Source organism: Psychrobacter sp. 5A.1, from assembly GCF_030407455.1.
Lineage (GTDB): Bacteria > Pseudomonadota > Gammaproteobacteria > Pseudomonadales > Moraxellaceae > Psychrobacter.
This window is the reverse complement of sequence record NZ_JASDDJ010000022.1, coordinates 25,141-50,913: the sequence shown is the minus strand read 5'-3', so window position 1 is coordinate 50,913 and position 25,773 is coordinate 25,141. Positions and strand designations below refer to the sequence as shown.

24 protein-coding genes and 1 pseudogene are annotated in these 25,773 nt (G+C 43.6%); 14 read left to right on the top strand and 11 right to left on the bottom strand.

Annotated features, from left to right (window positions below):
• Positions 1-163 precede the first annotated feature (163 nt).
• Genes rfbB through rfbC form a run of 4 tightly spaced genes read left to right on the top strand, consistent with a single transcriptional unit; the run spans position 164 to position 3,656 of the window.
• Positions 164-1,228, top strand: coding sequence for a dTDP-glucose 4,6-dehydratase (rfbB, locus tag QL982_RS06875; protein ID WP_290165438.1), 1,065 nt, complete (start codon positions 164-166; stop codon positions 1,226-1,228).
• 35 nt (positions 1,229-1,263) lie between these two features.
• Entirely contained in the window at positions 1,264-2,169 is a 906-nt protein-coding gene (gene rfbD / locus QL982_RS06870; RefSeq protein WP_290165436.1) for a dTDP-4-dehydrorhamnose reductase, read from the top strand.
• Positions 2,166-3,056 (top strand): glucose-1-phosphate thymidylyltransferase RfbA, encoded by an 891-nt coding sequence (gene rfbA, locus QL982_RS06865; protein ID WP_290165434.1) that lies wholly within the window; start codon positions 2,166-2,168, stop codon positions 3,054-3,056. The genes rfbD and rfbA overlap by 4 nt, the downstream gene beginning before the upstream one ends.
• A 27-nt stretch (positions 3,057-3,083) precedes the next feature.
• Positions 3,084-3,656, top strand: coding sequence for a dTDP-4-dehydrorhamnose 3,5-epimerase (rfbC, locus tag QL982_RS06860; RefSeq protein ID WP_290165432.1), 573 nt, complete (start codon positions 3,084-3,086; stop codon positions 3,654-3,656).
• A gap of 328 nt (positions 3,657-3,984) precedes the next feature.
• Here rfbC and QL982_RS06855 read toward each other — a convergent pair.
• From QL982_RS06855 to glnE, 4 genes and pseudogenes are all read right to left on the bottom strand, one after another.
• Positions 3,985-4,749 (bottom strand): annotated as a pseudogene (locus tag QL982_RS06855) (IS30 family transposase); the annotation flags it as partial.
• A gap of 15 nt (positions 4,750-4,764) precedes the next feature.
• A complete protein-coding gene (locus tag QL982_RS14540) occupies positions 4,765-4,911 on the bottom strand; it encodes a helix-turn-helix domain-containing protein (protein WP_356645171.1) in 147 nt (48 codons plus the stop codon).
• A gap of 178 nt (positions 4,912-5,089) precedes the next feature.
• Complete coding sequence (locus QL982_RS06850) at positions 5,090-6,019, bottom strand: branched-chain amino acid transaminase (protein WP_290162476.1); 930 nt, start codon at positions 6,017-6,019, stop codon at positions 5,090-5,092.
• A 295-nt stretch (positions 6,020-6,314) separates the two neighbouring features.
• Positions 6,315-9,179: a bifunctional [glutamate--ammonia ligase]-adenylyl-L-tyrosine phosphorylase/[glutamate--ammonia-ligase] adenylyltransferase gene (gene glnE, locus QL982_RS06845; protein ID WP_290162479.1), complete on the bottom strand. Its 2,865-nt coding sequence runs from the start codon at positions 9,177-9,179 to the stop codon at positions 6,315-6,317.
• Between the two features lie 465 nt (positions 9,180-9,644).
• Here glnE and tusD point away from each other — a divergent pair, with 465 nt between their 5' ends.
• From tusD to QL982_RS06825, 4 genes are all read left to right on the top strand, one after another.
• Entirely contained in the window at positions 9,645-10,130 is a 486-nt protein-coding gene (gene tusD, locus QL982_RS06840) for a sulfurtransferase complex subunit TusD (protein WP_290190239.1), read from the top strand.
• Between the two features lie 67 nt (positions 10,131-10,197).
• The gene (locus QL982_RS06835; protein WP_290162472.1) at positions 10,198-10,521 is read left to right on the top strand and encodes a hypothetical protein; all 324 of its coding nucleotides are present in this window, start codon (positions 10,198-10,200) and stop codon (positions 10,519-10,521) included.
• Positions 10,522-10,574: 53 nt separating this feature from the next.
• Positions 10,575-10,904, top strand: a complete 330-nt coding sequence (locus QL982_RS06830) for a hypothetical protein (protein ID WP_290162470.1) — start codon at positions 10,575-10,577, stop codon at positions 10,902-10,904.
• Between the two features lie 8 nt (positions 10,905-10,912).
• Positions 10,913-11,257, top strand: a complete 345-nt coding sequence (locus QL982_RS06825; RefSeq protein ID WP_290162468.1) for a TusE/DsrC/DsvC family sulfur relay protein — start codon at positions 10,913-10,915, stop codon at positions 11,255-11,257.
• 136 nt (positions 11,258-11,393) lie between these two features.
• Here QL982_RS06825 and QL982_RS06820 read toward each other — a convergent pair whose 3' ends face one another.
• On the bottom strand, positions 11,394-11,954 hold the full coding sequence (locus QL982_RS06820) for a tRNA (cytidine(34)-2'-O)-methyltransferase (protein ID WP_290162466.1): 561 nt from the start codon (positions 11,952-11,954) through the stop codon (positions 11,394-11,396).
• Between the two features lie 247 nt (positions 11,955-12,201).
• Here QL982_RS06820 and QL982_RS06815 point away from each other — a divergent pair, with 247 nt between their 5' ends.
• A complete protein-coding gene (locus tag QL982_RS06815) occupies positions 12,202-12,342 on the top strand; it encodes an entericidin A/B family lipoprotein (RefSeq protein WP_290162464.1) in 141 nt (46 codons plus the stop codon).
• Positions 12,343-12,441: 99 nt separating this feature from the next.
• Here QL982_RS06815 and hemW read toward each other — a convergent pair whose 3' ends face one another.
• The gene (gene hemW / locus QL982_RS06810) at positions 12,442-13,689 is read right to left on the bottom strand and encodes a radical SAM family heme chaperone HemW (RefSeq protein WP_290162478.1); all 1,248 of its coding nucleotides are present in this window, start codon (positions 13,687-13,689) and stop codon (positions 12,442-12,444) included.
• A gap of 303 nt (positions 13,690-13,992) precedes the next feature.
• Between hemW and QL982_RS06805 the strand changes: the two genes are divergently transcribed.
• The 4 genes from QL982_RS06805 to accC all read left to right on the top strand — a co-directional run bounded on the left by QL982_RS06805 (position 13,993) and on the right by accC (position 18,591).
• Positions 13,993-14,466, top strand: a complete 474-nt coding sequence (locus QL982_RS06805; RefSeq protein ID WP_290162462.1) for an EVE domain-containing protein — start codon at positions 13,993-13,995, stop codon at positions 14,464-14,466.
• A 568-nt stretch (positions 14,467-15,034) separates the two neighbouring features.
• Positions 15,035-16,402: an MATE family efflux transporter gene (locus QL982_RS06800; RefSeq protein WP_290162460.1), complete on the top strand. Its 1,368-nt coding sequence runs from the start codon at positions 15,035-15,037 to the stop codon at positions 16,400-16,402.
• Positions 16,403-16,672: 270 nt separating this feature from the next.
• Positions 16,673-17,104: an acetyl-CoA carboxylase biotin carboxyl carrier protein gene (accB, locus tag QL982_RS06795; RefSeq protein ID WP_290162458.1), complete on the top strand. Its 432-nt coding sequence runs from the start codon at positions 16,673-16,675 to the stop codon at positions 17,102-17,104.
• A 125-nt stretch (positions 17,105-17,229) separates the two neighbouring features.
• The gene (gene accC / locus QL982_RS06790) at positions 17,230-18,591 is read left to right on the top strand and encodes an acetyl-CoA carboxylase biotin carboxylase subunit (RefSeq protein WP_290162456.1); all 1,362 of its coding nucleotides are present in this window, start codon (positions 17,230-17,232) and stop codon (positions 18,589-18,591) included.
• Positions 18,592-18,698: 107 nt separating this feature from the next.
• Here accC and QL982_RS06785 read toward each other — a convergent pair whose 3' ends face one another.
• Both QL982_RS06785 and leuA read right to left on the bottom strand, forming a co-directional pair.
• Positions 18,699-19,334: a hypothetical protein gene (locus QL982_RS06785; RefSeq protein WP_290162454.1), complete on the bottom strand. Its 636-nt coding sequence runs from the start codon at positions 19,332-19,334 to the stop codon at positions 18,699-18,701.
• A 269-nt stretch (positions 19,335-19,603) separates the two neighbouring features.
• Positions 19,604-21,388, bottom strand: coding sequence for a 2-isopropylmalate synthase (leuA, locus tag QL982_RS06780; RefSeq protein ID WP_290162453.1), 1,785 nt, complete (start codon positions 21,386-21,388; stop codon positions 19,604-19,606).
• Positions 21,389-21,605: 217 nt separating this feature from the next.
• Here leuA and QL982_RS06775 point away from each other — a divergent pair, with 217 nt between their 5' ends.
• Complete coding sequence (locus QL982_RS06775) at positions 21,606-22,094, top strand: Lrp/AsnC family transcriptional regulator (RefSeq protein WP_290162450.1); 489 nt, start codon at positions 21,606-21,608, stop codon at positions 22,092-22,094.
• A 5-nt stretch (positions 22,095-22,099) separates the two neighbouring features.
• Here QL982_RS06775 and QL982_RS06770 read toward each other — a convergent pair whose 3' ends face one another.
• The 3 genes from QL982_RS06770 to QL982_RS06760 all read right to left on the bottom strand — a co-directional run bounded on the left by QL982_RS06770 (position 22,100) and on the right by QL982_RS06760 (position 25,719).
• On the bottom strand, positions 22,100-23,356 hold the full coding sequence (locus QL982_RS06770; RefSeq protein ID WP_290162439.1) for a YbfB/YjiJ family MFS transporter: 1,257 nt from the start codon (positions 23,354-23,356) through the stop codon (positions 22,100-22,102).
• Between the two features lie 115 nt (positions 23,357-23,471).
• Entirely contained in the window at positions 23,472-24,815 is a 1,344-nt protein-coding gene (locus QL982_RS06765) for an AarF/ABC1/UbiB kinase family protein (RefSeq protein ID WP_290162437.1), read from the bottom strand.
• Positions 24,816-24,921: 106 nt separating this feature from the next.
• Complete coding sequence (locus tag QL982_RS06760) at positions 24,922-25,719, bottom strand: HesA/MoeB/ThiF family protein (RefSeq protein ID WP_290162435.1); 798 nt, start codon at positions 25,717-25,719, stop codon at positions 24,922-24,924.
• Positions 25,720-25,773: the final 54 nt, after the last annotated feature.

The following is a 25,773-nucleotide window of genomic DNA, read 5'->3' as shown; positions in this document are numbered from 1 at the left end:
TAATTATATTAAGATAGATTATAAGAAAAAAAGTAAAACTAAAGTCAACAATAACTGTCATTTTCTAGATTACAGTAATTAATTTATTTTTATTTAGAAAAATAAGTATGAATTTGATTACAATAGCAACAAGATAGCAAAATTCAACTATGGTGGTACACTCATGAAAATATTAATCACAGGCGGTGCAGGCTTTATCGGTTCAGCCGTTATTCGTCATATTATAGCTAACACCACAGACTCTGTCTTAAATATAGATAAGCTTACTTATGCGGGTAATCTTGAATCATTAGCTAGCGTATCAGACAGCACACGTTACCAGTTTTCCCAAACTGATATTTGCGATCAGCAAGCTATGGAAGTACACTTCGCCAATTTTCAGCCAGATATCGTGATGCACCTAGCAGCAGAATCGCACGTTGACCGCTCTATTACTGGTTCAGCTGCCTTTATGCAAACTAATATTATTGGTACATATACCTTATTGGAAGTGGCTAGACATTACTACGAAACGCTAAGCGACGATACAAGAAGTAACTTCCGTTTTCATCATATCTCAACTGATGAAGTCTACGGAGATTTAGAAGGCACAGATGATTTATTTCTTGAAACAACTCCTTATGCACCAAGCTCTCCCTACTCAGCCAGCAAGGCTAGTTCAGACCATCTCGTACGTGCTTGGAATCGGACTTATGGTCTTCCAGTTGTAATTACTAACTGCTCTAACAACTACGGTCCTTATCATTTCCCAGAAAAGCTAATACCGTTAGTCATTCTAAACGCATTGGCGGGTAAACCTTTACCTGTATACGGCAATGGGCAACAGATTAGAGATTGGTTATATGTTGAAGATCATGCCCGTGCCTTATACTTAGTCGCTACCGAAGGTAAGACAGGTGAAACTTATAATATTGGTGGACACAACGAGCATACCAATATTGAAGTCGTGCAAACGATCTGTGCGTTATTAGAAGAACTGGCACCTAATAAACCTCACGGTGTTACAAGTTATGATGAACTTATTACCTATGTGAAAGATCGTCCTGGACATGACTTGCGTTATGCTATTGACGCCAGTAAAATTCAGAAATCATTGGGATGGGCACCACAAGAAACCTTCAGTTCAGGTTTACGCCAAACCGTTCTATGGTATCTAAACAATTCAGAATGGATTGAACATGTGCAAAGTGGTGAGTATCAACACTGGGTAACTCAACAGTATCAATAATAGATAAAACCAATAAAAATACTGATAAGACGATTATGAAAATTGTATTACTGGGTAAGAACGGTCAAGTTGGCTGGGAGTTGCAGCGTGCTTTGCAGCCATTAGGACACATTATTTCACTAGATCGTCAAATGAATGATAATGGGTTGTGTGGTGATATAACCAACTTTGCCGCTATAGAGCAGCTCTATGCTACCATAGAGCCTGATATAGTTATAAATGCAGCCGCTTATACTGCTGTAGATAACGCTGAAAGTGATTATGAGCAGGCCGATTTAATCAACCATCTAGCTGTTCAGAACTTAGCTATTCTGTCTAAACAGTTTAATAGCTTGCTGGTTAATTACTCTAGCGATTATGTATTTGAAGGCATCCGAGATATGCCTTGGCTAGAAACAGACAGTAGGATGCCTATAAATAACTATGGCCAGACTAAGTATGATGGCGAAATTGCTTTAGAGCAAAGTGGTGCAAGATTTATTAACTTTCGCACCAGTTGGGTATATGGCACCCATGGCAGCAACTTTATCAAAACCATGTTAAAACTTGCTCAAACTAAAGAAGAGCTTAACATCATTGCTGATCAAATTGGCGCGCCAACTGGAGCCGCTTTGATTGCTGATATTACTGCACAAGCACTACGTTACTATTTATTAAAAAAACAATCCAGTAGTCTGCTTGGACATTATAACTTAGCAGCACAAGGTGAATGTTCTTGGTTTGATTATGCTGAGTTTATCTTTGCGACCGCACAAAAAGAAATGAATACAAAGTTACTTGTAAAACGCATAAACCCTATTCCAACATCAGAATACCCTACCCCTGCAAAACGTCCGCTCAACTCGCGTTTAAATACTGAAAAACTACAAATTCACTTCAAACTGCACTTGCCAAATTGGCAGCAAGGTGTTGCTCAAGTACTAGGAGAGCTATTATCATGATTCAAACCAACCGTAAAGGGATTATTCTTGCTGGGGGTTCCGGCTCACGCTTGCATCCTATCACCCTAGGCACATCGAAACAGCTTCTTCCAATATACGATAAGCCTATGATTTACTATCCTTTATCGGTACTGATGCTTGCAGGTATCCGTGAAATTCTAATCATATCCACTCCAGAAGACTTACCAAATTTTGAAAAGCTACTTGGTAATGGCGATGATCTAGGAATAAAACTATCTTATAAAGTTCAGCCTTCACCCGATGGCCTAGCTCAAGCATTCATCTTAGGTGAAGAGTTTATTGGTGGCGATAATGTTTGCTTAGTATTAGGAGATAACATCTTCTACGGCCAAAGCTTTGGCCAACAATTACGCCGAGCGACTGAGCAAGAATCAGGAGCAACAGTATTTGGTTACTATGTGAGTGATCCTGAGCGTTTTGGTGTAGTAGAATTTGATCAAGATGGTAAAGCACTCAGTATTGAAGAGAAACCCACTCAGCCTAAATCTAATTACGCAGTGACCGGTTTATATTTTTATGATAATCAAGTAATAGAAATCGCTAAAAATGTGCAACCATCACATCGGGGTGAGTTAGAGATTACTGACATTAACAATGCTTATTTAGAACAAAAGCAACTTAATGTCGAACTACTAGGACGTGGTTTTGCTTGGCTAGATACTGGTACTCACGATTCATTACTAGAGGCTGGTCAGTTCGTACAAACTATTGAGCATCGTCAGGGTCTTAAAGTAGCCTGCCTTGAAGAAATCTCTTATCACAACGGTTGGATTGATGATTCTCAATTGCTAGAACGTGCCAATTTTTTCAAAAAGACAGGTTATGGGCAATATTTATTAAAATTACATCAAGAGCATCAACACTAACTTCATGACTATAATAGTATATCCATTATGAATATCACTGAAACTAAGATACCAGGGCTATTAATCCTTGAGCCGCGCGTTTTTGAAGATGACCGTGGCTGGTTTAAGGAAAGCTTTAACCAAAAAAGTTTCGCCACTTTGTTAAACGAACGTGGGTTTGAAGCACCGAACTTCGTCCAAGATAATCATTCCAGCTCCCAAAAAGGAGCACTGCGTGGCTTACATTATCAACTAAATCCTTTTGCTCAAGCCAAGCTAGTACGAGTAGTACAAGGGCGGGCTTGGGATGTAGCAGTAGATATTCGTCAGCACTCACCTACTTTTGGACAATGGGTAGGTCTAGAACTGACTGGAGCCAATCATCGTCAATTCTGGATACCTGCAGGTTTTGCACATGGTTTTATCGCACTCGAAGACAATACTCAGTTTTTGTACAAAACCACTAGCTATTATCACAAGAAAAGTGAGCGAACTATGCTATGGAATGATAATAGTTTAGATATTAACTGGCCAGTTGAAGATCTAGAACTCAAATTGACTGAGAAAGACTGTGATGGTGCAAGCTTTGAGCAAGCCATAATAAGCGGTGATATTTTTTAATCTTAATAAATATCAAATTAAGCTATATAAATAAACTTGCCCTAACTAGCTTACTAGGGCGCGTCCTCAATTCAATCGATAGTCATCTAAATGGGTTAAAAATGGCTAAAATGAGGACACGCCCTAATAACACTAAATTTTGGAAAATAGTAGCTATTAAAGTATTGCCTACTTACATTAGCAAACTTCGCCCGATGTTAAAAAACTACGTGGCGATCAGCTGTTAGTATTCTGCAAACAAACCAAGCAATATAAAGATAATTTTCATATTATAATTGAGTAAAACATACTTCTTTCTGTTTCCTAGATTAACACACCAAGTGCAACGCTAAATAATATTATAGAACACCTGGTTTGGCGTTCTAAACCCTAACCGCTTTCTTGGTCGGTTGTTTATTCTATCTTCAATAGCCTGTATTTCATCATCAGATACCTGTCTAAAGTCACACCCTTTAGGCAGGTACTCTCTAATCAAGCCATTGGTATTTTCGTTTGTTCCTCGTTGCCATGAGGCATAAGCATCCGCAAAGTAGAATCTACTGTAAAGGCGTCTTTTTACCTCTTTATGCTCAGCAAACTCCTTGCCATTGTCGGACGTAATCGTCTTAACTTGTAGTCTAACTGGGGTTAGTAGATTTATCATCGCACCCGCTACCAGATGCGCACTCTTTTTAGTGACCCGTTTCATCTTAAGCAGCCCAGTATTTCGCTCTACTACTGTTACGATGGCCTGTTTGTGATGTTGACCGATAACGGTATCTGCTTCCCAGTCACCAACGCGTGATCGGTCTTCTACTATTTGAGGGCGCTCATGAATTGAAACGCTGTCACTGATACGCCCACGAGTCTCAACGGTAAGCCTTTGACGATAAGGTTTGGCTTTGCGTCTTAAATATTGCCATAGCCTGCCGCCTTGTCTCTTATCGACCCATAGGTAACGATAGATACTCATGTGGCTGATGCCACTATGAACGCCTGCTATTTGTTCAGGACTCCACTGTAACTTAAGCTTATCAACAACCCAGTTCCAGACGTTTAAAACAATAGTGAAGGCGTTGTTTGCATGCCTCGCTTTAGCCTTGTCGTCTGCATACTTTGGTCGGTAGCCTCATAGGCTTTTATTGCGTCTAAGCTCTCTTGATATGGCGCTTGGACTTCTGCCTAACGCTTCTGCTATATATTTAATACTATGTTGTGCCCCTTTAAGGGCATAAATCTGATATCGTTCACCTAGGCTTAGATGTGTATAGCTCATGGTTGCAGTCTCACTTTGGCGGTGGATAATGACTTTGATGCTAGCGCATTTAGGTCTTTTTTTCACCTGCTCTTTGGTATTGCACTTCATGTGTTAATCTACGTTTTGATAAAACATAAAAAAGCTAAGACTTATATAGGTCTTAGCTTTTAAAAAATATTTAATCATATTTGTATGATCAATCAATAAAGCTTAACCAGTCCATATATTTTTCATTACGACCGTGGACCACATCAAAGTACAAGGTCTGTAATTTTTCAGTCAACTCACCGCGGCCGCCATTACCAATAGTGCGGTCATCATATTCACGAATAGGTGTGACTTCAGCAGCTGTCCCTGTCATAAATATCTCATCTGCCAAGTAAAACTCATCACGAGTGATACGGCGTTCGATAACATTAATACCCAAGTCAGCAGCGAACTGTAGCATTGTACGACGAGTGATACCGTCTAATGCGCCACCTGATAGGTCTGGCGTATGTAGCTCGCCATTTTTTACCAAGAATAAGTTCTCGCCAGCACCTTGACAGACAAAGCCTTGTGGATCCATTAAAATAGCTTCGTCGTAGCCATTACGAGTGACTTCTTGGTTGGCCATGATAGAGACAGGATAGTTGCTAGAGGCTTTAGCCTTGCACATGGTCACGTTCGGCATGTGATGCGTATAAGACGAAGTTTTTACACGGATACCATTTTTGATGCCTTCTTCACCAAGATAAGCACCCCAATGCCACGCAGCAACCATCGCATTGATGCTGTTGTCGCGTGAAGATAAGCCAAGTTTTTCTGCACCAACCCAAATAAGCGGACGAATATAAGCTTCTGCCAAGTTGTTTTGCTTGACGACATCCTTGTGTGCTTGCTCTAGAGTGGCCGCATCAAAAGGCACATCCATTTGAAAGATTTTTGCAGAGCCTAACAAACGCTCGGTATGCTCTTTTAGACGAAAAATAGCCGTACGATTGTCAGCAGTTTGATAAGCGCGCACGCCTTCAAACACTGCCATACCATAATGCAGGCTATGTGTGAGCACATGCACTTTGGCATCTGGCTGTTCAATCATCGTGCCATTCATCCAAAGCTTACCATCTTGTGTTGCCATATTCATTTTATAGTCCTTATGTTAGCGCTCATGTCTAACTTTTTTAGGTAGGTTTTATTTAACAGTATTGATCAATATCTTACGATAACACCGCAGCGTCAATTTTTATTGCTTAAAGTATCGCTTCATTATGACGAACCACTGACAGCATTATGATGATGTGTGACCGATTGTATCACTGGCCGTATTGGCAAATGAACTCTTTTGATTTGTGCTTACATCGTTTTTACGTATCGTAAAGCATTACAGTTTAAGCGTCTCTTTGACTATCGGCAAGACCTTAATCATACAAGTTTCGATATTATTCATCGTCTGGCTCGACACCCATTAGATGCTGCCATTGTGACTGCACCAAGGTACGCGTTTCTTGCCAAAGCGATTCATCAACGAGTAATGATTGCTCAGACAGCGCCAATTGATGAGTCGCGGCACGTATTCTCAGATAGGCATCCGTTAGATCTTGGCAGACCTGCTCCTCCCAAATACCAAGTAATGCCACCTCTTCAAAAATACGCACGTTGTCGCTCCATTTGGTCAGGCTCAAATGCTCATGTGAGTAGGCCAATACCGCAAACTGTGCCAAAAACTCAATATCGACAATACCGCCTGCATCTTGCTTAAGCTGGAACTTGCCCGCTTGTTGTTGCCATTGGCTCGTCCCTAGGTGCTTTTGCATTTTGATACGCATACTGGTGACTTCATTACGTACTTGATCCAGTGTCCGTGGCAGCGACAACACATCGCGGCGGATATCACAAAAGAGAGCGGTGACTCGTCTGTCTCCACAAATAGCACGTGCGCGTACCAGTGCTTGATGCTCCCATGACCACGCTTTGTCCATCTGATAGGTTTCAAACGCATGGCAAGACACGACCATCATGCCAGCATTTCCTGAAGGTCGCAGGCGCATGTCAATCTCATAAGCGCGGCCATCGCGTGTTTGGGTATTGAGATAATTCATCAGCTTTTGTACAAGACGGGCGGCAAACTTCATACCACTCACTGATTTCTCACCAGTGGTCATGCCTCGCTCTTTTATCTTGTGTAAGAATACCAAGTCCAAATCTGAAGAATAGGACAGCTCTAACCCGCCAAGCTTGCCATAACCGATAATCGCAAAGCCACAGTCGGCTTCAGTGACTGGGTCGCCATCTTGGCCAATAGGATAACCATAACGGTTAACAATCTCTGCAAAAGCACGCTCTAATGCTGCCTCTAGCACCACTTCAGCAATATAAGTCAATGAATCCGACACTTTCATTATCGGACGCTCAGCCAATACATCGCTAGCAGCGACAGCCAATACTTGGTTTTTCTTAAATAGTCGCAAGACGCTTAGCAGCTCTTCTTCATCGTCTGGCTCGACGCGTAGTAGCTGTTGGCGTAGTATATCGCGCAGCTCACGTTTATCTGGTAGATGGCGATAGCGCTGCTGCAAAAAAGTATCCAACAACACAGGATATTGCGCCAGCTCTTTTGCGATCCACGGACTGGCGGATAACATCGGAATCAACTCAATCGTTGCATTGGGATTTTCAGCAATCATGACCAAATAAATAGAACGACGACAAATTGCTTCGAGTAACGAGATAAGACGTGGCAAGGCCGTATTGGCAAGTTGCTGCTGTTCTTGATGTGCCAGTAGTGCATGGACAATCACAGGGTACGCATCGTCCAAACGCTCTCTGGCCTCATCACTCAAGTTGGCCACCATTTTTGATTGCCAAAAATTCTGTAGCAATGCGCGGCTGTCTTCTGCTAATACTTCATTTAAACGGGCAATTTGTTCATCAAGATGCTCTGGATCAAGATCGGTGTCTTCTTGATCTGGCACTTGGCGCTCAGTGACCATACGCTCAAAAGGAACATTGACACGGTCTCGATGTTGATTGAGATGAGTTAGGAGTGCTGCCCAATTGTCAAACCCAAGTGTAATGGCCAAATTATGCTGCCACTGTACATCGTGTGGTAAGCGCTGGGTCTGCTGATCATGAATCGCTTGGATAGCGTGCTCAAGTCGGCGCAAAAACCGATACGCTGCCTGTAACTGCTCGTAGGTTGACGGCTCTAGATATCCAAGCTCGCACAACACTTGCATCGCTTGCAAACAAGGTTTGACTTGCAGCTGTGGATGCCGACCGCCATAGATAAGCTGAAAGGCCTGTACGATAAACTCAATATCTCTGATACCACCCGCACCTAGCTTGATGTTGTCTAAGTCTTCACGCTGCGCAACTTGGTTTTGAATCAGAGACTTCATCTCTCTGAGTGCTGAAAAAGCACTATAGTCCACATAATAGCGAAAGACAAACGGCTTAATCAGTGCCTGTATCTCATCATAAAACGGCTGATCTATCTGTCCAACTACGCGTGCCTTTAGCCAAGCAAAACGCTCCCATGCACGCCCATGCATCGTAAAATACTTTTGCAATGCGGACAGATGAATGGCCAAATCACTCCCATCACCCCATGGACGTAAGCGCATATCCACCCGAAAAACAAAACCGTCAGCGGTTTTATTATCCAGCAGCTTTATGATGCCTTGGCCCAATCTGGTCATAAAACGTTTGTTGTCTATGCTACGTGTGCTATTTATTTTATCGCCATTGGTCTCGCCGCGCGCTTGATGCACAAAGATTAAGTCAATATCACTCGATAGATTCAATTCTTGCGCGCCAAGCTTACCCATGGCCATGATGGCCATGTCATCGATTTGCATATTGCCTTGGGCATTGATAAAGGTCGGCTCACCATACTTGGCAACCAAGTGCTGATAGGTATAATCTTTAGCAAAAGAGATACAGCCATCTGCAAATTCAGACAGCTCATCGGTCAATTGTTCGAGACTGATCATCTGCAAGGCGTCTTGCCAAATCCAGCGCATCATCAACAGCGTACGCAAATGGCGCAAACCGCTCATGACCTTAGTTTCATCAGCGAGCTGGTAATTTTCATCTAACGTATAATCTTGGATCAGATCATCGATCTGCTGACGGGTCAATGTACTGTTCAGTGGATAGCTGCGCAAAAACGTTTGGCATGAAACCGTTCGGCTTTCCCAAATCTGATAAGCAAATTCACTCGCTATTTGCAGTACTTGTCGCTGTTCTGCTGTAGGCTGATACTCTGTACCACTGTTCATACGTGAGGGCATAGTTGGTAACATAGCAGGTAACATAGTAAAAAAAACTCCTTACATAGAATGGTAAGACTACGTGAACCCAGCTCATAAGTTTATTGTTTTTTCTTACGAGGCAGTCACAGCATCAAATAATAATACTCAATTGCCAATGCCAGAGATAAAACCACGTTCAGTAACAGTGGCTCTATTTGATTTTAAGCGCTTTATGTTAGCATAAACATCTTGGATAGCGATGACAGACCTCTTTTTATGGCGACAAGTTATTGCAACGACTAAAACAGCCTCTTGGCATGACAATATTGTGGCATAGCAATATGGTGAAATAACTGTATGAGCCGCTGTATTTTGTATAATTAGGGCATGTTTTCATACAAAAATAAGTGCAAGCGCTATAATAAAAAGATCGAGGCGCATGCTTTATCAAAAGCATTGATAGCAGCTCAATCATACTCTCTAAACTCTTATTTATAACCTGTGATACCGCAACCTATGACGATGACGACCACTACCCCATTACTATTGATTACCGCTGACCCCAGTCACCCATTGGCGAATTTGGCACTACGCTACGCGCGCGCTTATCTGAAGAGCGTAGCGAGTAGCCATGAAATCAATAACAATACAGGCGCCAGTAGTACTGACGTCAAGGATACAAACGCTAGCGACAACCCTATCACTGAAAAACCATTGCTCAATGTATTTTTTTATGGCGACTCAGCACATATCGCAAACGGTTTACGCTGGCAGTCAGCCGATCAAATAGACTTGACCAAAGAATGGCAAAATCTGGCTGAACAGTATCAGCTATCACTGCCCGTTTGTGTCAGTACGGCACTGAGCCGCGGTGTGAGTGATACGGATAACAGCGCGCGCCATCAGCTTGACGGTGCCAATCTTGCGACAGGATTTACTTTAGTGGGACTCAGTGAGCTGGCTATGGTGATGCAAGAGGACTGCCGTTTGATACAGTTTTGATAATGTGTCGTTTGATAGTTTGTCTACTGAGATCACTGGTCGCGATACATATATTTAGGAATACATGATGAAATTATTAATTCAGCTACACACGCCCACTGAGGCAGCCAGTTATGAAGGCTGTGCGCTTGCATTAACCCTAGCGACATTCGGTCATGAAGTACAGCTATATTTGGACGCACCTGTTTTCGGCTTATTGATGCAATCTGATTCGCGATTGCACGGTATGATTCAGTCACTTGAGCTTTACGACATGCCCGCAGCTTGGCTACCCGACGATGTCTTTAGTGGCTGGGTCACTGGTATGTTGCCAACAGATTTGGCCTCACAGCTCACACTAGTACCAGAGGTCATCAACTCACCAGACTTTGAGCAGATATTGACTTTTTAAGTCGTTATATAACGCTTTATATAAAATAATAAAGCACGCAATCGGACACCTTTATGGCAACTTTATATCAATTGCACAGCACGATGGATACCCTTAGACGCAGTACTGAGGAGATGTCTCGCACTTGGCGCAGCGGCGACAGCATCCTTCTGCTCGGCGCCACCCCTGCTTTTATCGACTGGCTCAATGCTTATTTGAATGATAGCGATATAGACGGCATTGCTGGTATCTATGCATTAGCAGATGACGTAGCACAGCTCACAGCAAATACGACTGGCAAGCTAAATTTAGAGACTAAATTGACTGGTATTTTAACGGACGAGGCCTGGGTCAAGCTGACTCAAGACAGTTCGTTTGATAAAGTGGTGACCATTGCCTTATGAATAATGATATGACGACTCACAACGCTACAGTAACAGCGGCTAATATTGAATTAGATCAAGACGGTCATCTGTGTGATCATACGATTTGGACGCCTGCTATCGCACAGCAACTGGCAGACACACTAGAGGTCAATCTGAGCGATGAGCATTTAGAAGTTTTGCAACAAGTGCGCGCGTTTTTTGACAAATTTAATCACGCGCCAGCAACCCGTCCATTGATCAAATGGCTACAAAAGACTTTACCAGAACAAGATATTAGCAATCAAAAGCTACAGCAATTGTTTAATACAGGTTTGGTTGCGCGTCATGTCAACCGCTTGGCAGGCTTACCCAAACCACCAAACTGTCTATAAGAGCTACCTATCAGAGATGTCTATCAGATACGCTCGATATCTTATTAAAGACTCAGCATAGATGAATGAGCAGTATCTCACTGCTCATTTGGTACGCAACCTTTTTTAGATACGTAACGGTCTTTTAAACCTGTCGCTATTTTGGGTCGTAGACTGTCAAAGTTTCGTAACCGACACTACGACCTTCATCGCCTACAAACTCTTGCTGTCGCCATATCTCGTATAAGCATATAGCGACGCTATTTGACAAATTCAAACTGCGTGAATCAGCCAGCATTGGCAATCTCAGCCAGTTATCCGCACCGATGTCTTCACGTATATCATCTGCCAGACCGGCTGTCTCAGAACCAAAAACCAGCCCAATATTGGGTATAACAGGATTGTTAGATGTGTCAAAGGTCGACGGCCCACTAAAGTTATAATCGTAAAATGGTTTGCTCAGTTTGGTTGTCAATGCAGTGACCACATGGCAGTCAGCGGCTTTTAGCGCTTGCCTTGCTGCTGCCCAATCATCATGCACTTGCAAATGCGCGTATTCATGATAGTCGAGGCCTGCTCGGCGTAGCTTTTTATCATCTAGCTCAAATCCTAACGGCCTGACCAAATGCAACTGCGCACCACTATTGGCACACAATCGAATGATATTGCCCGTGTTGCTTGGCATTTTTGGGGCTACTAGCACGATATGGATGGTCATTCTTACTCCACAAATATTCTGCGCTCTCTTATTTACATTTATGAGCGGTAGGTAATTGAAAGTTACAGTTTACTGCCAATACTTACATTTTGATACTGTGCAGCGTTTTTAACTTTCACTATGATGTCTGTAATGGATAACAAGATAATAAGTGCACATTATCTTCTTATCCAGCACTCCCTCAGTGACGCTGACTTAGCGTCACTGTAACGACTTATAACAATCGATTTATCTTGAGGATACTATTATGAAAAAAGTAATCATCGCATCATTAACTGCTATGTTTGTTCTAACTGGTTGCAATACTTTTAAAGGTTTGGGCCAAGACGTATCAAGTGCTGGCGAAGCTGTTTCTGGCGGCGCTCAAGACGTACAAAACAAAATCTAAGGTTTGATTTTTGGATTTTATAAAAGGCTTATCATTCATTTGATAAGCCTTTTTTGTGTTCAAATTGCACCATCGTTAGACAGTTATCCAAACACAATGCTATAAAAATGCGCGTAATATCTGATTGAGATAACGCTGTCCCAATACTGTTGGCTGTAAATGTTCAGTACTGTCTATCAACAGCCCTTGTTGAACCAGCTTATCCACTTGCACGGTAATCTCGTCAAGCGGTAGCCCTGTTCTTTTTTCAAACAATGACCAAGCCACCCCGCCGTGTAAGCGTAGCGCATTTAGCATAAACTCGCTCACCAATTCATCTTTATCAATCGCTTGCCAGCCCACCATTTTTGGTGCATGTTGGATTGTGGTAGGTGGCTCATTGGCATCTAAATGCCCTATATAATCTTTTGGCAAACGCGATTTACTAAAACGGTAGATACCTGATTCTGTTAATAAGTCGTTTTCCATTTTATTCGTTTCTGCTGTTTCGCTAGCTTTGTGATGCATCGTCGCTTTATGACTAATTGTCACTTTGCCATGCGCCCCAGCCCCTATCGCTAGATAATCGCCAAACTGCCAATAGTTGATATTATGACGGCATGGTTTGTCTGACGCACCTGCCCATGCGGACACTTCATAATTGCTATAGCCTAATTGCTGCAATAGCGCTTGACCTGCTTGTTCAATATCAGCCAAATTGTCTTCGTCTGGTAAAATAGGCTGACTACGGTAAAACACGGTATTTGGCTCAATGGTCAGTTGATACCAAGAGATATGCGTTGCGCCAGCATCATGCGCCATTTGAATGTCATCCAGCGCTTCATTCATGGTTTGCTGCGGTAGACCATGCATGAGATCGACATTGACCCGCTGAAATCCAGCAGCTTTGGCAGCACGAATCGCTGACAATGCTTGTGCAGGATCATGGATGCGCCCAAGCGTTTTGAGCTTATCAGCAGCAAAGCTCTGCACACCAATTGACAGACGATTGATACCGACCTCTAGATACTGAGCAAAGGGGGCATGCTCTAGCGTGCCCGGATTGGCTTCCATGGTCACTTCTATATCATCAGCGAATGTAAAGGTATTACGCAAGCTAGTGAATAGTCGTCGATACTGTGCAATAGGTAACAGCGATGGCGTGCCCCCACCGATAAATATCGAACCAATTTTGCGGCCTTGAGTCAACGACCGTTGCATGCTTGCATCTAGCAGTAGCGCATCGACATATTCCTCATACATAGATAGCTCACTGTCTATCGGTAGCTCATGCGAATTAAAATCACAGTAGGGGCATTTTTTGACACACCACGGGATATGAATATAGAGCGACAAGGGAATATCCATCACCTCTACAACGCTAGCATTTGTCGCTTGTTCGATGAGGTTCAACTTAATAGCATCGTTTGGCAGGCTGTCCGCCTTCATTTTTGGCATATATAAACTTATTGTGTAGTGAGCAATAATGATCGTTATCAAAAGTATCGCTAGGATAACGGCTAGAGGATTGAAAGAAAAGCTTATCTATCGTAAAAATATTAACAAAACCACCTATAAACGCCCTATTCACAATGGCAACTGTTAGGCAATATATAAGGGCTCTATACAAAACACATGATAACTTTAAGCATTGGTTAAAGGATAAAATAGATGGCTTACTGGTTGATGAAATCAAACCCCAAGTTTTTTGGTATTGACGATTTACAGCGTTTGGGCACCGACAGTTGGGATGGCGTCCGCAACTACCGCGCACGTAATTTTATGCGCGATGACATGAAAACTGGTGACAAGGTGTTTTTTTATCACTCTAGCGCCAAACCATCAGGCGTGGCTGGTATCATGACGGTTACTACAGCTGGATATCCTGATCCCACCCAGTTTCACCCTGAACATCGTCATTACGACCCTATCGCAACCGAAGACGAGCCGCGCTGGTATATGGTCGACCTTACTTTTGAGCAAGCTTTTACGGCGGTATTGCCATTGTCAGAGCTGAAGTTCTTACCTGCTCTTGAAGATTCATTGTTGCTTAAAAAAGGCTGTCAGCAACTGACCGTGATTCCGTTAGAACCCAAACACTGGAGAGCGATTATGGATATGGCAGAGACACTTGAATTGTTATAAGGCTCGAGTGTGTTAACTCAAGCCCTTATCTATTGGTTATATAAGGCACAAAAATCATAAAATTAATGTTGATGCAGCGTCTCTAAAGCGTTGACATCATAGTCTGGCTTCTTTAACATCTTATATGTACATGACCTGTCAATCCATCGCTTGGATCGACGGGTTATTTTTATTTTAGGGCGTGTCCTCATTTTAAAAATGGTGATAAACATGAGATAAATCGCAGTCAAACAAGGAAAATAGCGCAGATAATATCGAGATATTAGTCAGCTATTTGACGCTGTTTGGCAAGATTTAGCCATTTTTAACCCATTTAGATGACTATCGATTGAATTGAGGACACGCCCTAGTGCCTTTATTTTTATTTTCATACTCTGTCTATCTACTTATGCAACATTATAGGCTTGCTCATATTATTTATCGGAGTATTATCGTCGGTTCTAACCTCTCCTTACTGCTTCAGTCTTAATTGATTGATAGCCGTGTTTGCTTATTAATAGGTGTTCAACACGCCCTAATAACAACTATATTAATAACAATTACCGCAAAGAATAAAAAGTTGCTTACCATGGTTTTTCCATTGTCTTTCAAAGATTTCAAAAGCTATAGCTTACGTTTAGGCGTACTCGCACTCCCTATCTTAATCACCCAGTTTTGCCAAGCAGCGCTTGGTGTGGTCGATGCCATCATGGCAGGTCAAGTCTCGGCACTTGACTTGGCTGCCGTAGCGGTTGGCTCTGGCATTTGGCTACCTTTATTTTTATTGGCCACTGGTATTTTGATTGCTACGACGCCGCTGATTGGTGAAGCCATCGGGCAAAACAATCATAGCCAAGTCCCTCACATCACGCAGCAGTCTTTATGGACTGCAGGCGTCATTGGTATTATTGGCTTTATTGTTGTTAATTTGGCGCCCAATATACTTGGCATGATGGGTGTTCCTGAAAATATTCAACCGATCGCAACGCAGTACTTACACGGCGTTTCATTTGGCTTTCCTGCGTTGGCTGTCTATGCCGTACTGCGTAGCTATTGCGAAGCGCTTGGTCGACCTGAGCCAGTGACCGTCATTAGTATCATTGGCCTACTCGCAGATATTCCTCTGAACTATATTTTTATTCATGGTTTATTCGGCATGCCTGAGATGGGCGGTGCTGGCTGCGGTGTGGCAACGGCATTGGTATTATGGATAAACGTCCTACTATTGGCCGCTTATACCAGCTTCACCAAACGGCAGCAATTTGCCAGTACGCGCTTTTTTTATGGCTTTGCCAGTCCCAATCGCGCACAGATCAAAAAACTTCTCAAGCTTGGCATTCCCATTGGCATCTCTATCTTTTTTGAAGCCAGCTTATTTAGCTTAGGCGCACTCGTCATTAGCCCGTTAGGGGAGCTAGCGACGGCATCGCATCAAGTGGCTCTGTCCGTGACCTCTCAGCTATTTATGATACCGATATCCATTGCCATGGCACTCACCATCATGGTCTCAAATCGATTTGGCCAAAAAAACCTCATGGCGCTCCGTCAGGTCCAAGCCACTGGACTGATTTGGACAGTGTTGATCGCCTTGACCTGTATGCTCGGAATATGGCTGTTTAGACCACAACTGGCAGCAGCATTCACTGACAACCCCGTGGTAAGGGCTCAATCCATGCACTTACTCATCTTTGCGCTTGCTTATCAGTTATTTGATGGCTGGCAGGTCAACGTCGCTGGTATATTGCGCGGTATGCAAGACACCACCATGCCAATGTGGGTGACGCTATTTTGCTATTGGTTAGTTGCATTGCCACTGGGTGTTTATTTGGTACGCTTTACGGATGTTGGTGCGCAAGGGTTTTGGATGGCATTAATTACCGGTCTGTTCTTATCCTCTATTCTGCTCACTTTGCGTCTGCGCTACCAACAAAGGCGCTTGACCACCCTATGGGCGTAAGCGGCTTTGTGTACGTGATAATTTATACCAAATGCCTGTCTCCATTTTTAAAATACAGACAGGCTCTAGCGCTACAGAGTCATATAGACTATGATAAATCGTAGAGATTTTATTGCTAAAAAGATGGCTTACGTCAAAATATGTAAAAATTCTCAGTTAACAACTGTACATTGATTGCTCATTGCCCCGAATCTAGGTATCATTAGCAACTAATTAGACAATATTTAGTTACACTATTTCTCGAATTTAGTACAAGGCCAGATAAAAACTATGGATATTGAAAAAATACGCACCCTCATCGCCCTTATGGAAGAAAGTGAACTGGTGAATTTAGAAATCAGTTCAGACGACGAGCATATTAGCCTCACCCGTCACTATGACACGCCTGTGCCAACTATGATGGCGGCTCCTACTGCGAGCGCAGCGCCTGCTGCTGCGGTTGACGGAAAACCTGCAGAAAAAGCGGGTAGCATTGAGTCGTCACCCATGGTCGGTGTTTTCTATTCAGCGCCAACGCCTAATGACCCACCATTTGTAAAGGTCGGTCAAAAGGTTCAAGCGGGTGACACATTAGGCATTATTGAGGCCATGAAAATCATGAACCCTCTTGAAGCGACTCAAAGTGGTATTGTTGACGAAATCTTGGTAGATAACTCTGAAGTCGTGCAGTTCGGCCAACCTGTCATACGCTACAAAGCGTAACGATATTTGCCATACTTTATTTCATTATGGCTGACTTTTGGTATATATACCGCGTCAAAGTCAAAGAATATGATGCTATATATCGAAACTCAGTCAATGACTGACGCTTCGACAAGGATGAACCCATGATAAAAAAATTGCTCATTGCCAATAGAGGTGAGATTGCCCTGCGCATCGTTCGCGCCTGTAAAGCGCTAGGCATCGAAACAGTAGGTGTCTACTCTACTGCTGATGCCAACCTGATGCACCTGCGCTTTGTTGATGAGGCAATTTGTATTGGCAAACCTAATGCTAACCAAAGCTATCTGGATATCAATACTATCTTAACCGCTGCTGAAATTACTGGCGCGGATGCTATCCATCCAGGTTATGGATTTTTGTCTGAGAATGCCGAATTTGCTGAACAAGTAGAACAAGCAGGATTGACTTTCGTTGGCCCCAATGCAGATCATATTCGCCTCATGGGCAATAAAGTCTCTGCCATTAACGCCATGAAAAAAGCGGGCGTACCAACCGTACCTGGTTCAGTTGGTGCTGTGACGCTACACAATGCCGAAGAACAAGCACGCAATATCGGCTTTCCCTTATTAATTAAAGCAGCTTCTGGTGGCGGTGGTCGCGGTATGCGCGTCGTTGAGCGCTTCGAAGAAGTGATTGGACAAGTACAAGCGGCCAAACAAGAAGCTGAGCTGTGGTTTGGTGATGATACGATCTATATGGAGCGCTATCTACAAAACCCACGCCATGTAGAAGTACAGGTACTTGGTGACGGTAACGGTAATGCCATCCATCTATATGACCGTGATTGCTCATTACAACGTCGCCATCAAAAAGTGCTAGAAGAGGCTCCTGCACCGGATATCCCTGACGACGTACGCGAGCCTATTTTGAGAGCCTGTGTAAAGGCTTGCGAGCTTGTTAAATACCGCGGCGCAGGTACGTTTGAGTTCTTATTTGAAAATAATGAATTTTTCTTTATCGAAATGAACACTCGCGTACAAGTTGAGCATCCCGTGACCGAGATGATTACTGGTATCGATGTGGTCGTCGAACAGCTCAAAATTGCCGCAGGTTATGGCCTATCTTATCGTCAAAGTGAGATTGAGATTCAAGGTCATGCGATTGAATGCCGTATCAATGCTGAAGATCCAGCGACCTTTATGCCTTGCCCTGGTACAGTGAGCCAGTTGTTTGCGCCAAGTGGCGCGGGCGTTCGTTTTGACTCGCATCTGTACCCTGGGTACGAGATACCGACTTACTATGACTCATTAATCGGTAAGCTTATCTGTCATGGTCAAACACGTCAGCAAGCGATATCTAAAACGTTGCATGCACTTGATGAATTAGTGATCGAAGGTATCAAAACCAATATACCGCTACATCGTGATGTGATTTTGGCAGATAATAACTTTGTTCATGAAGCGCAAAATATTCATTATCTCGAAAGAGAGCTTTTGACCGCGAATAAAGAAAAAGCCAAGCCATAAGTTATTCAACTGGCTCAGAACCTAAAAAACCGCTATCCAAGTAGATAGCGGTTTTTTTATGGTCAACAAATTTCAAATCATACGCAAAGTACAACGAACCGTTTTGATTATGGCAATACTCTATTAAAATTCATAAAGCATTCATTGCCATCAGGGTCAGCACACCATTGCATCTGATTGCCGTCATGATTGATAAATGCAATCAACGCTTCATCAGTTTGGTCTACCTGATTGCCTGAGCAATCTACTTCATTATTATCATAAACGGTCTTAATCGCGATAACCGGCAGCCCTTCTTCACGGTGAGTCACTAAATAGCGACCGTATGTCCACTCTTTTCCACTGACAGCCCACATCTCATTGTCCGCACCAAAGTTATATAGCTCACGGCACTGGTTAGATTTTTTCACTGACGCGGTTATGTTTTTGTTCGTGATAGGTTGAATACTCAAAACACGCGCTTCACTTTGAGTCAGTACGCCACCCTCCATGCCAGCCATTACTTTCGGCTCTACACTGCTTGATTGTTGCATACGATTCAATGCCGCTTGCTTAGCCTCCGCCTCTTTGGTCGACGTGGCATGGCTAGAATGAGCGCTGCTGTCCAAGTCTATCTCCCATTGTCCCGCAATAGCTGGACTGATGTGAGTGGTGATGGTCGGCTTGGTAATGGCCTCACCGTTCGCGGGCAACGAAGCCAATATAGATGTCAGTGTCAATGAAGCAAATGAGATAGGTTCCATGGTTAACCTTTTATTTATAATATTTTATATATATACATTAGCGTAAGTCTTAGACACCAAAAACACAAGTAATATTATGCTATTGGTCATAAAGCCATAGCCAAAAATATAGCATGCCATGACATTAGGGTCTGTTGAACAATACCCTATAACCCAGCCTTTTTCTATCCCTACAAAAATAACGCCATCGCTTTGCTTGCTAAACACAAGGAGCGATGGCGTTACGAGGATACAAGATTCTGCAAGGTATCAGTTTGCTGTCGCTTATACTAAGCAGCTGATGTATTTAATGCTTGAGCAAAGGCTGATAATGCGCCTTTGAGCATCGCGGATACGGTACTGCTACAAGTGCCAATGCCAGAGTACACTTCGCCATCTACATTTAGCTGAATGTAAGCCGCCGCATTAGCATTGGTTTTGTTGTCATTATTGGTATCATCGTCGATGCCATCACCGCTATTGTGCTGCGGGTTAATCGCATGCTCAGCATAGTTAATCACATGTATTGATTTACCAGTGTGCTGGGCAAGTCCATCAATAAATGATGACAATGGGCCATTGCCAGTGCCATCAATGTCGATAGTGTCACTGTTCATTTGCACTTGACCACTAAAGTAAACCGCACCGCCTTTATTATTGACGCTATAATCTAGCAGCTCAAACTTGCCTTGCTGTAGATACGTTTGTTCAAAGGTCTGTAATATTTCATCATTCTGCAACTCGCGTGCAGCCGATTCCGCTTGGTTTTGCACCACGCGGCTAAAGTCAATCTGCATCCAACGAGGCAGATTAAAGCCATAGTTACGCTGCAAAATATATGCGACTCCGCCTTTACCAGATTGGCTGTTGATACGTACCACATCCTGATAACTACGACCAATGTGCGCAGGGTCAATGGGCAGATAAGCCACGTCCCAAATATTGTCTGTCTCGCTCTGATGGCTTTCATTGTAGTCGAGAGATTTTTTGATGGCATCTTGATGTGAGCCACTAAAGGCAGTAAAGACCAACTCACCCACATAAGGATGACGCGGGTGCAACGGCAAATTATTACATTCACTCACGACCTGAACGATTTCACTCATATTGCTAAAATCAAGATCAGGATCGATGCCTTGGCTAAACAAGTTCATGGCCATAACCATGATGTCCATGTTACCTGTACGCTCGCCATTACCAAGCAATGTACCTTCAATACGATCCGCGCCCGCAAGCACGCCCAATTCGGCAGCAGCTACCGCACAGCCACGGTCATTATGCGTATGTAAGCTAACAATCACATGCTCGCGCTGAGCCAGATTGCGGCAGAAATACTCTACTTGATCAGCAAAGACATTGGGCATAGACGCTTCGACAGTCGCTGGCAAGTTAAAAATAACTTCTTGGCCATGTTGTGGCTGCCACACGTCACAAACTGCATCACAAACCTCTACGGCATAGTCAGTCTCGGTCTGGCTAAAGCTCTCAGGCGAGTACTGAAACACCCATTCTGTTTCAGGATATTTGGCGGCATATTCTTGCAACAGCTTGGCACCTGCGATAGCAATTTCTTTAATCTCAGCTTTATCTTTGCCATAGACTTTTTCGCGTTGTACACGGCTGGTTGAGTTATAGACATGGACGACCGCACGTTTTGCGCCTTTTAATGATTCAAAAGTACGGGCAATCAAATGCTCGCGCGCTTGTACCAATACTTGTAACGTCACATCCTCAGGTACGTGATTTTCTTCGATAAGCTTACGCGCAAAGTCAAATTCAACCTGCGCCGCTGACGGAAAACCAATCTCGATCTCTTTGAAACCAACCTCTACCAATGTCTTAAAAAAACGCATTTTTTGTTCAATGGTCATCGGATCAATCAGTGCTTGGTTGCCATCACGCAGATCCACGCTTGCCCATATTGGTGATTTCTCAATCGTTTTGCTTGGCCAAGTACGATCTGGCAACGAGGGCGCAAATGCAAACGGACGGTATTTACGGAAGTCAAAATCCGTATTTTTTGGTGTGATCTTTGTAGTCGTAGCAGCGACAGTGCGTTTGGCTTGGTCAGACATAATCAATCCTTAGATAATATGGGCATTTATGTTTTTAGCTGGACGGCTGGTGATTAGGCCAATCTTTATCATACGAGATAACTGGTGGTTATGCCATAATAATATCAAAGTTTAGCAGATAGAAATCTGCTTTCTTTCACTCTATTTGTCATTATTTTAGTGAAAAACTCCAAATTAAGCATTATAATCGAGTTAATTCACTATTAAGTCCATAAACATGCCAAACAATCCTATTGAAAGTACCGCGCCAGCCGACATCGATGAAATCGATAGACAGCTATTACGCTTGTTACAGACGCAGGCACGGATGAGTATTACTGAACTTTCTGAGCGCGTCAATCTCTCCGCCACGCCTTGTGCGCGCCGTATCAAACGCTTAGAAGATGCCAATATTATCACTGGTTACCATACCAAAACGGATGCACAAAAACTTGGCTATCCGCTAGCCGTGTTTATTGCTATTAGTATGGATCGTCATACAGCAGAACGTTTCGAGCAGTTTGAGCGCAAAATTCAGAGCTTTGAGGAAGTCATTAGCTGTAGTATTGTCACAGGACGTTCAGAAGACTATCTTATCAAAGTAAGAGTACGTGATATGGCGCATTACGAGGAATTTTTATTGCACCGCCTCAATCGTATCAAAGGCGTGGCTCAAGTGCATACCAGTTTTGAATTACGAGAAGTATTTAGCCGTAGCGTGGTCTAAAAACGCTAAGCAGTCATTGGTGACTGCCAGCGGAACAATACCAGCAATATCAACCCCACCATCAATCCGATAGCAGCGACAAGCAACCCTGCATTGAAATTGCCATCCTGCCCTGCCAGCGCTACCGTAACCAAAGGCCCCAAAAACTGCCCTAACGCATAAGCCAACGTTGCCAAAGCAATTAGCAAATTAGAATAGGCAGGATTGATATTTTTAAACAACGTCAGCGTCATCGATACCATACCGACGAAGGTCAACCCTAAAATCGCAGCATTGCCATATAATCCCATTGCGCCATCAAACCATATAGGCAAACACATACCAAATGCTTGCAATACTGTCAGACCCATTAAGGTTTTTATCTCACCGATACGTTTGGCAAGCGCGCCCCATAATGGGTTTGACAACATCGCAAAAATACCAACGACTAACCAAATCATCAATCCAGCATAGGTCTGTGTTGTTAGATGCTGCGCTGCCATGACAGGCAAAAAAGTTGCTGAACTGATATAGCCAAACCCTGCCAGTACGTAGCTGACAGAAAGTAGAGCAAGTGCTTTATGATGACCAGCAACTGCCTCATACAAAGAGCGCTTAAAGTTCAAATAGGTTTGTTGCACTGACACGTGCTGTTTCGCATCCGTCTGCTGCGAGTCAGAATCTTGTGGTGGTCTTGGTTTTATGGCGTAGAGTAGCCATACGAGCGGTAAACTGGTAAAGCCTGCTACTAGCCAAATTACATCAAAATGATAGCCTAACTTTAGCAACCACCACGTCACGATGGCAGAGGCACTAATGCCGACACCAATACCTGCATAGTGTACGGCCGACAGTACAGAACGACGCGCTGGGCTAAGGTTTTGAATCACAAATGATGAGCTCAATATCATCGCTACCCCACTTGCAATGCCTGCGATCAATCGAATGACATACCATAGCATGAGCGACATATCAGGTACGACAAGTAGCATCGTTGTCACGATACTTATAATTGCCCACAGCGTCATCGCTTGCCACGTCGAGCGCTGAGGCACAAACATAGCGATAAGAGCGCCGATAAAATAACCGATATAATTGATTGATGCCAGCCAGCCTGCAATCGTCGTCGATAGCGACAATTGCACCATAATATCAGGCAAGGTGGCGGTAAAGAGAAAGCGTCCGTAGCCCATGACGACTGCCATGCAGTACATACCGATACAAGCAATGGCCGCTTCGCTGGCAATCATAGGAACCATACGGCGTTTAAAAGCAGTCATCATGACAGAGCCATTTTGCGGCAAGTAGCACACAATCCTTTGTGTTAGAGTATTCTAAAAAGCATTCAAAAATAGCGACGAGCTAGGGCGTGTTAACAAGGAAACATACCATCAAAAACTACGACACATTTAACGGTGCGGACTCAGCCACCTCTTGTCCCAGCATTTGCACGCGCTGATCGCTAAACATATCCATATCAGGGGCTAGCGTGCGCATAAAGCGGTCAAAATACAGCATTTGCTTGGTCAATAAGGCAAAATCACGGGGAAAGTGAATGCCATGACGCTTACCGACTTCGACAATTTCAAGCATCATTTGATTGAGCTCATCGGCTTGCTCTTTACTGTTAAAGGGCACACCGCTGGTAAAGGCTTTGTCTTCGGCCATGATAGTTTTCATCATACGCTGCAAATCACGACCCAAAGCCGCCACATCGACTTGATTACCGCCATGCGTCATTTCCATATCAATCATATGGCGCGCCATCGCTTGATAATCACTGTCTTGCATGGCTTGCATCATGCCCATGCACGCACGCCAGCTCTCGGCTTTTAATTTACCGACAATACCAAAATCCAAGAATCCAATACGACCATCGGTCAATAGCATCAAATTGCCCGCATGCAAATCCGCATGGAAACTATTACATAGCATAAGACTGGCAAACCATGTATTTAAGGTATCTGCCATGACTTGAGCAGGATCGGCACAGTATTGACGCATGAGCGACTCATCGACCATAGAAACGCCATATAAGCGGCTCATCGTCAGCACACGCTTGGTAGTCAGCTTTTCATAGACAGTTGGTGCAACGACACGAGTATTACCTGATACCGCTAAGAACTGTTGAAAATCGCGAATGTTCTGTGCTTCGGCGATAAAGTCCGTCTCGGCAAGCATACGCAGGCGAATCTCATCAATAATCGGCGCAATACTGGCAAACTTCATCGACGGCATCAGGATTTCAAGCAACTTCGTCACGCCATGCAATACGCCCAAATCCGTCTGCATAATGGTCTCAACGTTAGGCTTTTGAACCTTTAACACCACTTCATCGCCATTATGCAAGCGTGCAGCATGCACTTGGGCAATAGACGCTGAAGCCAATGGCTCTGAGTCGATATGCGCAAACTTGTCATCCAGCGTCATGCCATCAGCCGCCAACTCTTCTTTTAGCACCTGCTCGATATAAGCATAAGACAATGGTGTGGTTTGATCTAAGCAGCTCTGAAAAGCCTTCACATAATCGCGTGGAAACAGCGACGGTGTACTGGCAATAAACTGACCTATTTTGATATAAGTCGTACCTAACTGCTCAAAGGTTTCTTTGAGTAGCATCGCGTCAGGTTTCTCACCTTTTGCCACTCTTAGCGCAGACAGGCCTGCCACACTCGCTGTTTGGCGAACACGATTGACGACATTAAAGGTATGCTTTAATAAATGCGGACGATGAATTTTCATAAAAAACAACTATGGTCATAAGAAGGATGTTTGAAAATAGAAAATGACACTTAGACTAAAAATGATACTTCGACTATAAGCTAAAGATACGCCAAATGCACACGGTTCAAGTAGGATTGCTACAAACAGGACATTGCGGGTCTTTTCGATACCCCATCAGCCGTTGCTGCATCTGACTACCATCCCATATGAGCAGTTTATTTGTCAGTGGATTTTTGGTTAATCCCAAATATTGCAAAGCAGCATTGGCTTGCAAGTTACCCATGACAGCAGTGGTACTCGCCAGCACACCCGAATTGGCACACGTACGTTCGTCAGCGGCTTCATCGAGCACCACCGAGCCAAACACGCAGTGATAGCAGCCAGTGTCCAGATGTGGTTCAAACAATGCCAGCTGACCTTGCATCGCAATCGCCGAGGCAGATAACAGCGGAATCTGGTAGCGCACACTGATACGATTGATACTATCACGAGTGGCAAAATTATCAGTACAGTCTAGGAGTAAATCAGGCTTGCCTGTCGCCATGTCGAGCAATTCGTAAGCATTGTTTTCATCTAACCGTGCCTCTGTGCCGCGAGCATCTATCAAGGGATTGATGCGCTCTAACATGGCTGCTGCAGTCAGTGCTTTGGGCTGACCAATATCGTCTGGTAAAAACAGCGTTTGCCGTTGTAAGTTACTGGCCTCAATTTCATCATCATCAATCAGATGAACATAGCCAACCCCAGCACGTACCAATGTTTCAGCAGCAGGACAACCCAGACCGCCTGCCCCTATCATGACCACACGAGACGACTTCAAGCGTATCTGAGCATCAATATCCCAGCCGTCTAATAATACTTGCCGTGCATAACGGAGCAGCTCATCATCCGATAGCTGTACCATCTCTTTTACCATATTCATTCACAACCTATGATTAAAAATCTAATTACTATAGAACTTATGACAACTGAAATC

Coding starts and splice junctions, on each gene's coding strand:
- QL982_RS06765 (WP_290162437.1), bottom strand. CDS start 24,815: ATGAAAATTCATCGTCCGCATTTATTAAAGCATACCTTTAATGTCGTC.
- rfbA (WP_290165434.1), top strand. CDS start 2,166: ATGATTCAAACCAACCGTAAAGGGATTATTCTTGCTGGGGGTTCCGGC.
- glnE (WP_290162479.1), bottom strand. CDS start 9,179: ATGTTACCAACTATGCCCTCACGTATGAACAGTGGTACAGAGTATCAG.
- rfbC (WP_290165432.1), top strand. CDS start 3,084: ATGAATATCACTGAAACTAAGATACCAGGGCTATTAATCCTTGAGCCG.
- leuA (WP_290162453.1), bottom strand. CDS start 21,388: ATGTCTGACCAAGCCAAACGCACTGTCGCTGCTACGACTACAAAGATC.
- rfbB (WP_290165438.1), top strand. CDS start 164: ATGAAAATATTAATCACAGGCGGTGCAGGCTTTATCGGTTCAGCCGTT.
- QL982_RS06815 (WP_290162464.1), top strand. CDS start 12,202: ATGAAAAAAGTAATCATCGCATCATTAACTGCTATGTTTGTTCTAACT.
- QL982_RS06785 (WP_290162454.1), bottom strand. CDS start 19,334: ATGGAACCTATCTCATTTGCTTCATTGACACTGACATCTATATTGGCT.
- QL982_RS06835 (WP_290162472.1), top strand. CDS start 10,198: ATGAAATTATTAATTCAGCTACACACGCCCACTGAGGCAGCCAGTTAT.
- QL982_RS14540 (WP_356645171.1), bottom strand. CDS start 4,911: ATGAGCTATACACATCTAAGCCTAGGTGAACGATATCAGATTTATGCC.
- QL982_RS06830 (WP_290162470.1), top strand. CDS start 10,575: ATGGCAACTTTATATCAATTGCACAGCACGATGGATACCCTTAGACGC.
- QL982_RS06800 (WP_290162460.1), top strand. CDS start 15,035: ATGGTTTTTCCATTGTCTTTCAAAGATTTCAAAAGCTATAGCTTACGT.
- QL982_RS06850 (WP_290162476.1), bottom strand. CDS start 6,019: ATGAATATGGCAACACAAGATGGTAAGCTTTGGATGAATGGCACGATG.
- tusD (WP_290190239.1), top strand. CDS start 9,645: ATGACGATGACGACCACTACCCCATTACTATTGATTACCGCTGACCCC.
- QL982_RS06760 (WP_290162435.1), bottom strand. CDS start 25,719: ATGAATATGGTAAAAGAGATGGTACAGCTATCGGATGATGAGCTGCTC.
- QL982_RS06805 (WP_290162462.1), top strand. CDS start 13,993: ATGGCTTACTGGTTGATGAAATCAAACCCCAAGTTTTTTGGTATTGAC.
- QL982_RS06770 (WP_290162439.1), bottom strand. CDS start 23,356: ATGATGACTGCTTTTAAACGCCGTATGGTTCCTATGATTGCCAGCGAA.
- accC (WP_290162456.1), top strand. CDS start 17,230: ATGATAAAAAAATTGCTCATTGCCAATAGAGGTGAGATTGCCCTGCGC.
- hemW (WP_290162478.1), bottom strand. CDS start 13,689: ATGGATATTCCCTTGTCGCTCTATATTCATATCCCGTGGTGTGTCAAA.
- rfbD (WP_290165436.1), top strand. CDS start 1,264: ATGAAAATTGTATTACTGGGTAAGAACGGTCAAGTTGGCTGGGAGTTG.
- QL982_RS06775 (WP_290162450.1), top strand. CDS start 21,606: ATGCCAAACAATCCTATTGAAAGTACCGCGCCAGCCGACATCGATGAA.
- accB (WP_290162458.1), top strand. CDS start 16,673: ATGGATATTGAAAAAATACGCACCCTCATCGCCCTTATGGAAGAAAGT.
- QL982_RS06825 (WP_290162468.1), top strand. CDS start 10,913: ATGACGACTCACAACGCTACAGTAACAGCGGCTAATATTGAATTAGAT.
- QL982_RS06820 (WP_290162466.1), bottom strand. CDS start 11,954: ATGACCATCCATATCGTGCTAGTAGCCCCAAAAATGCCAAGCAACACG.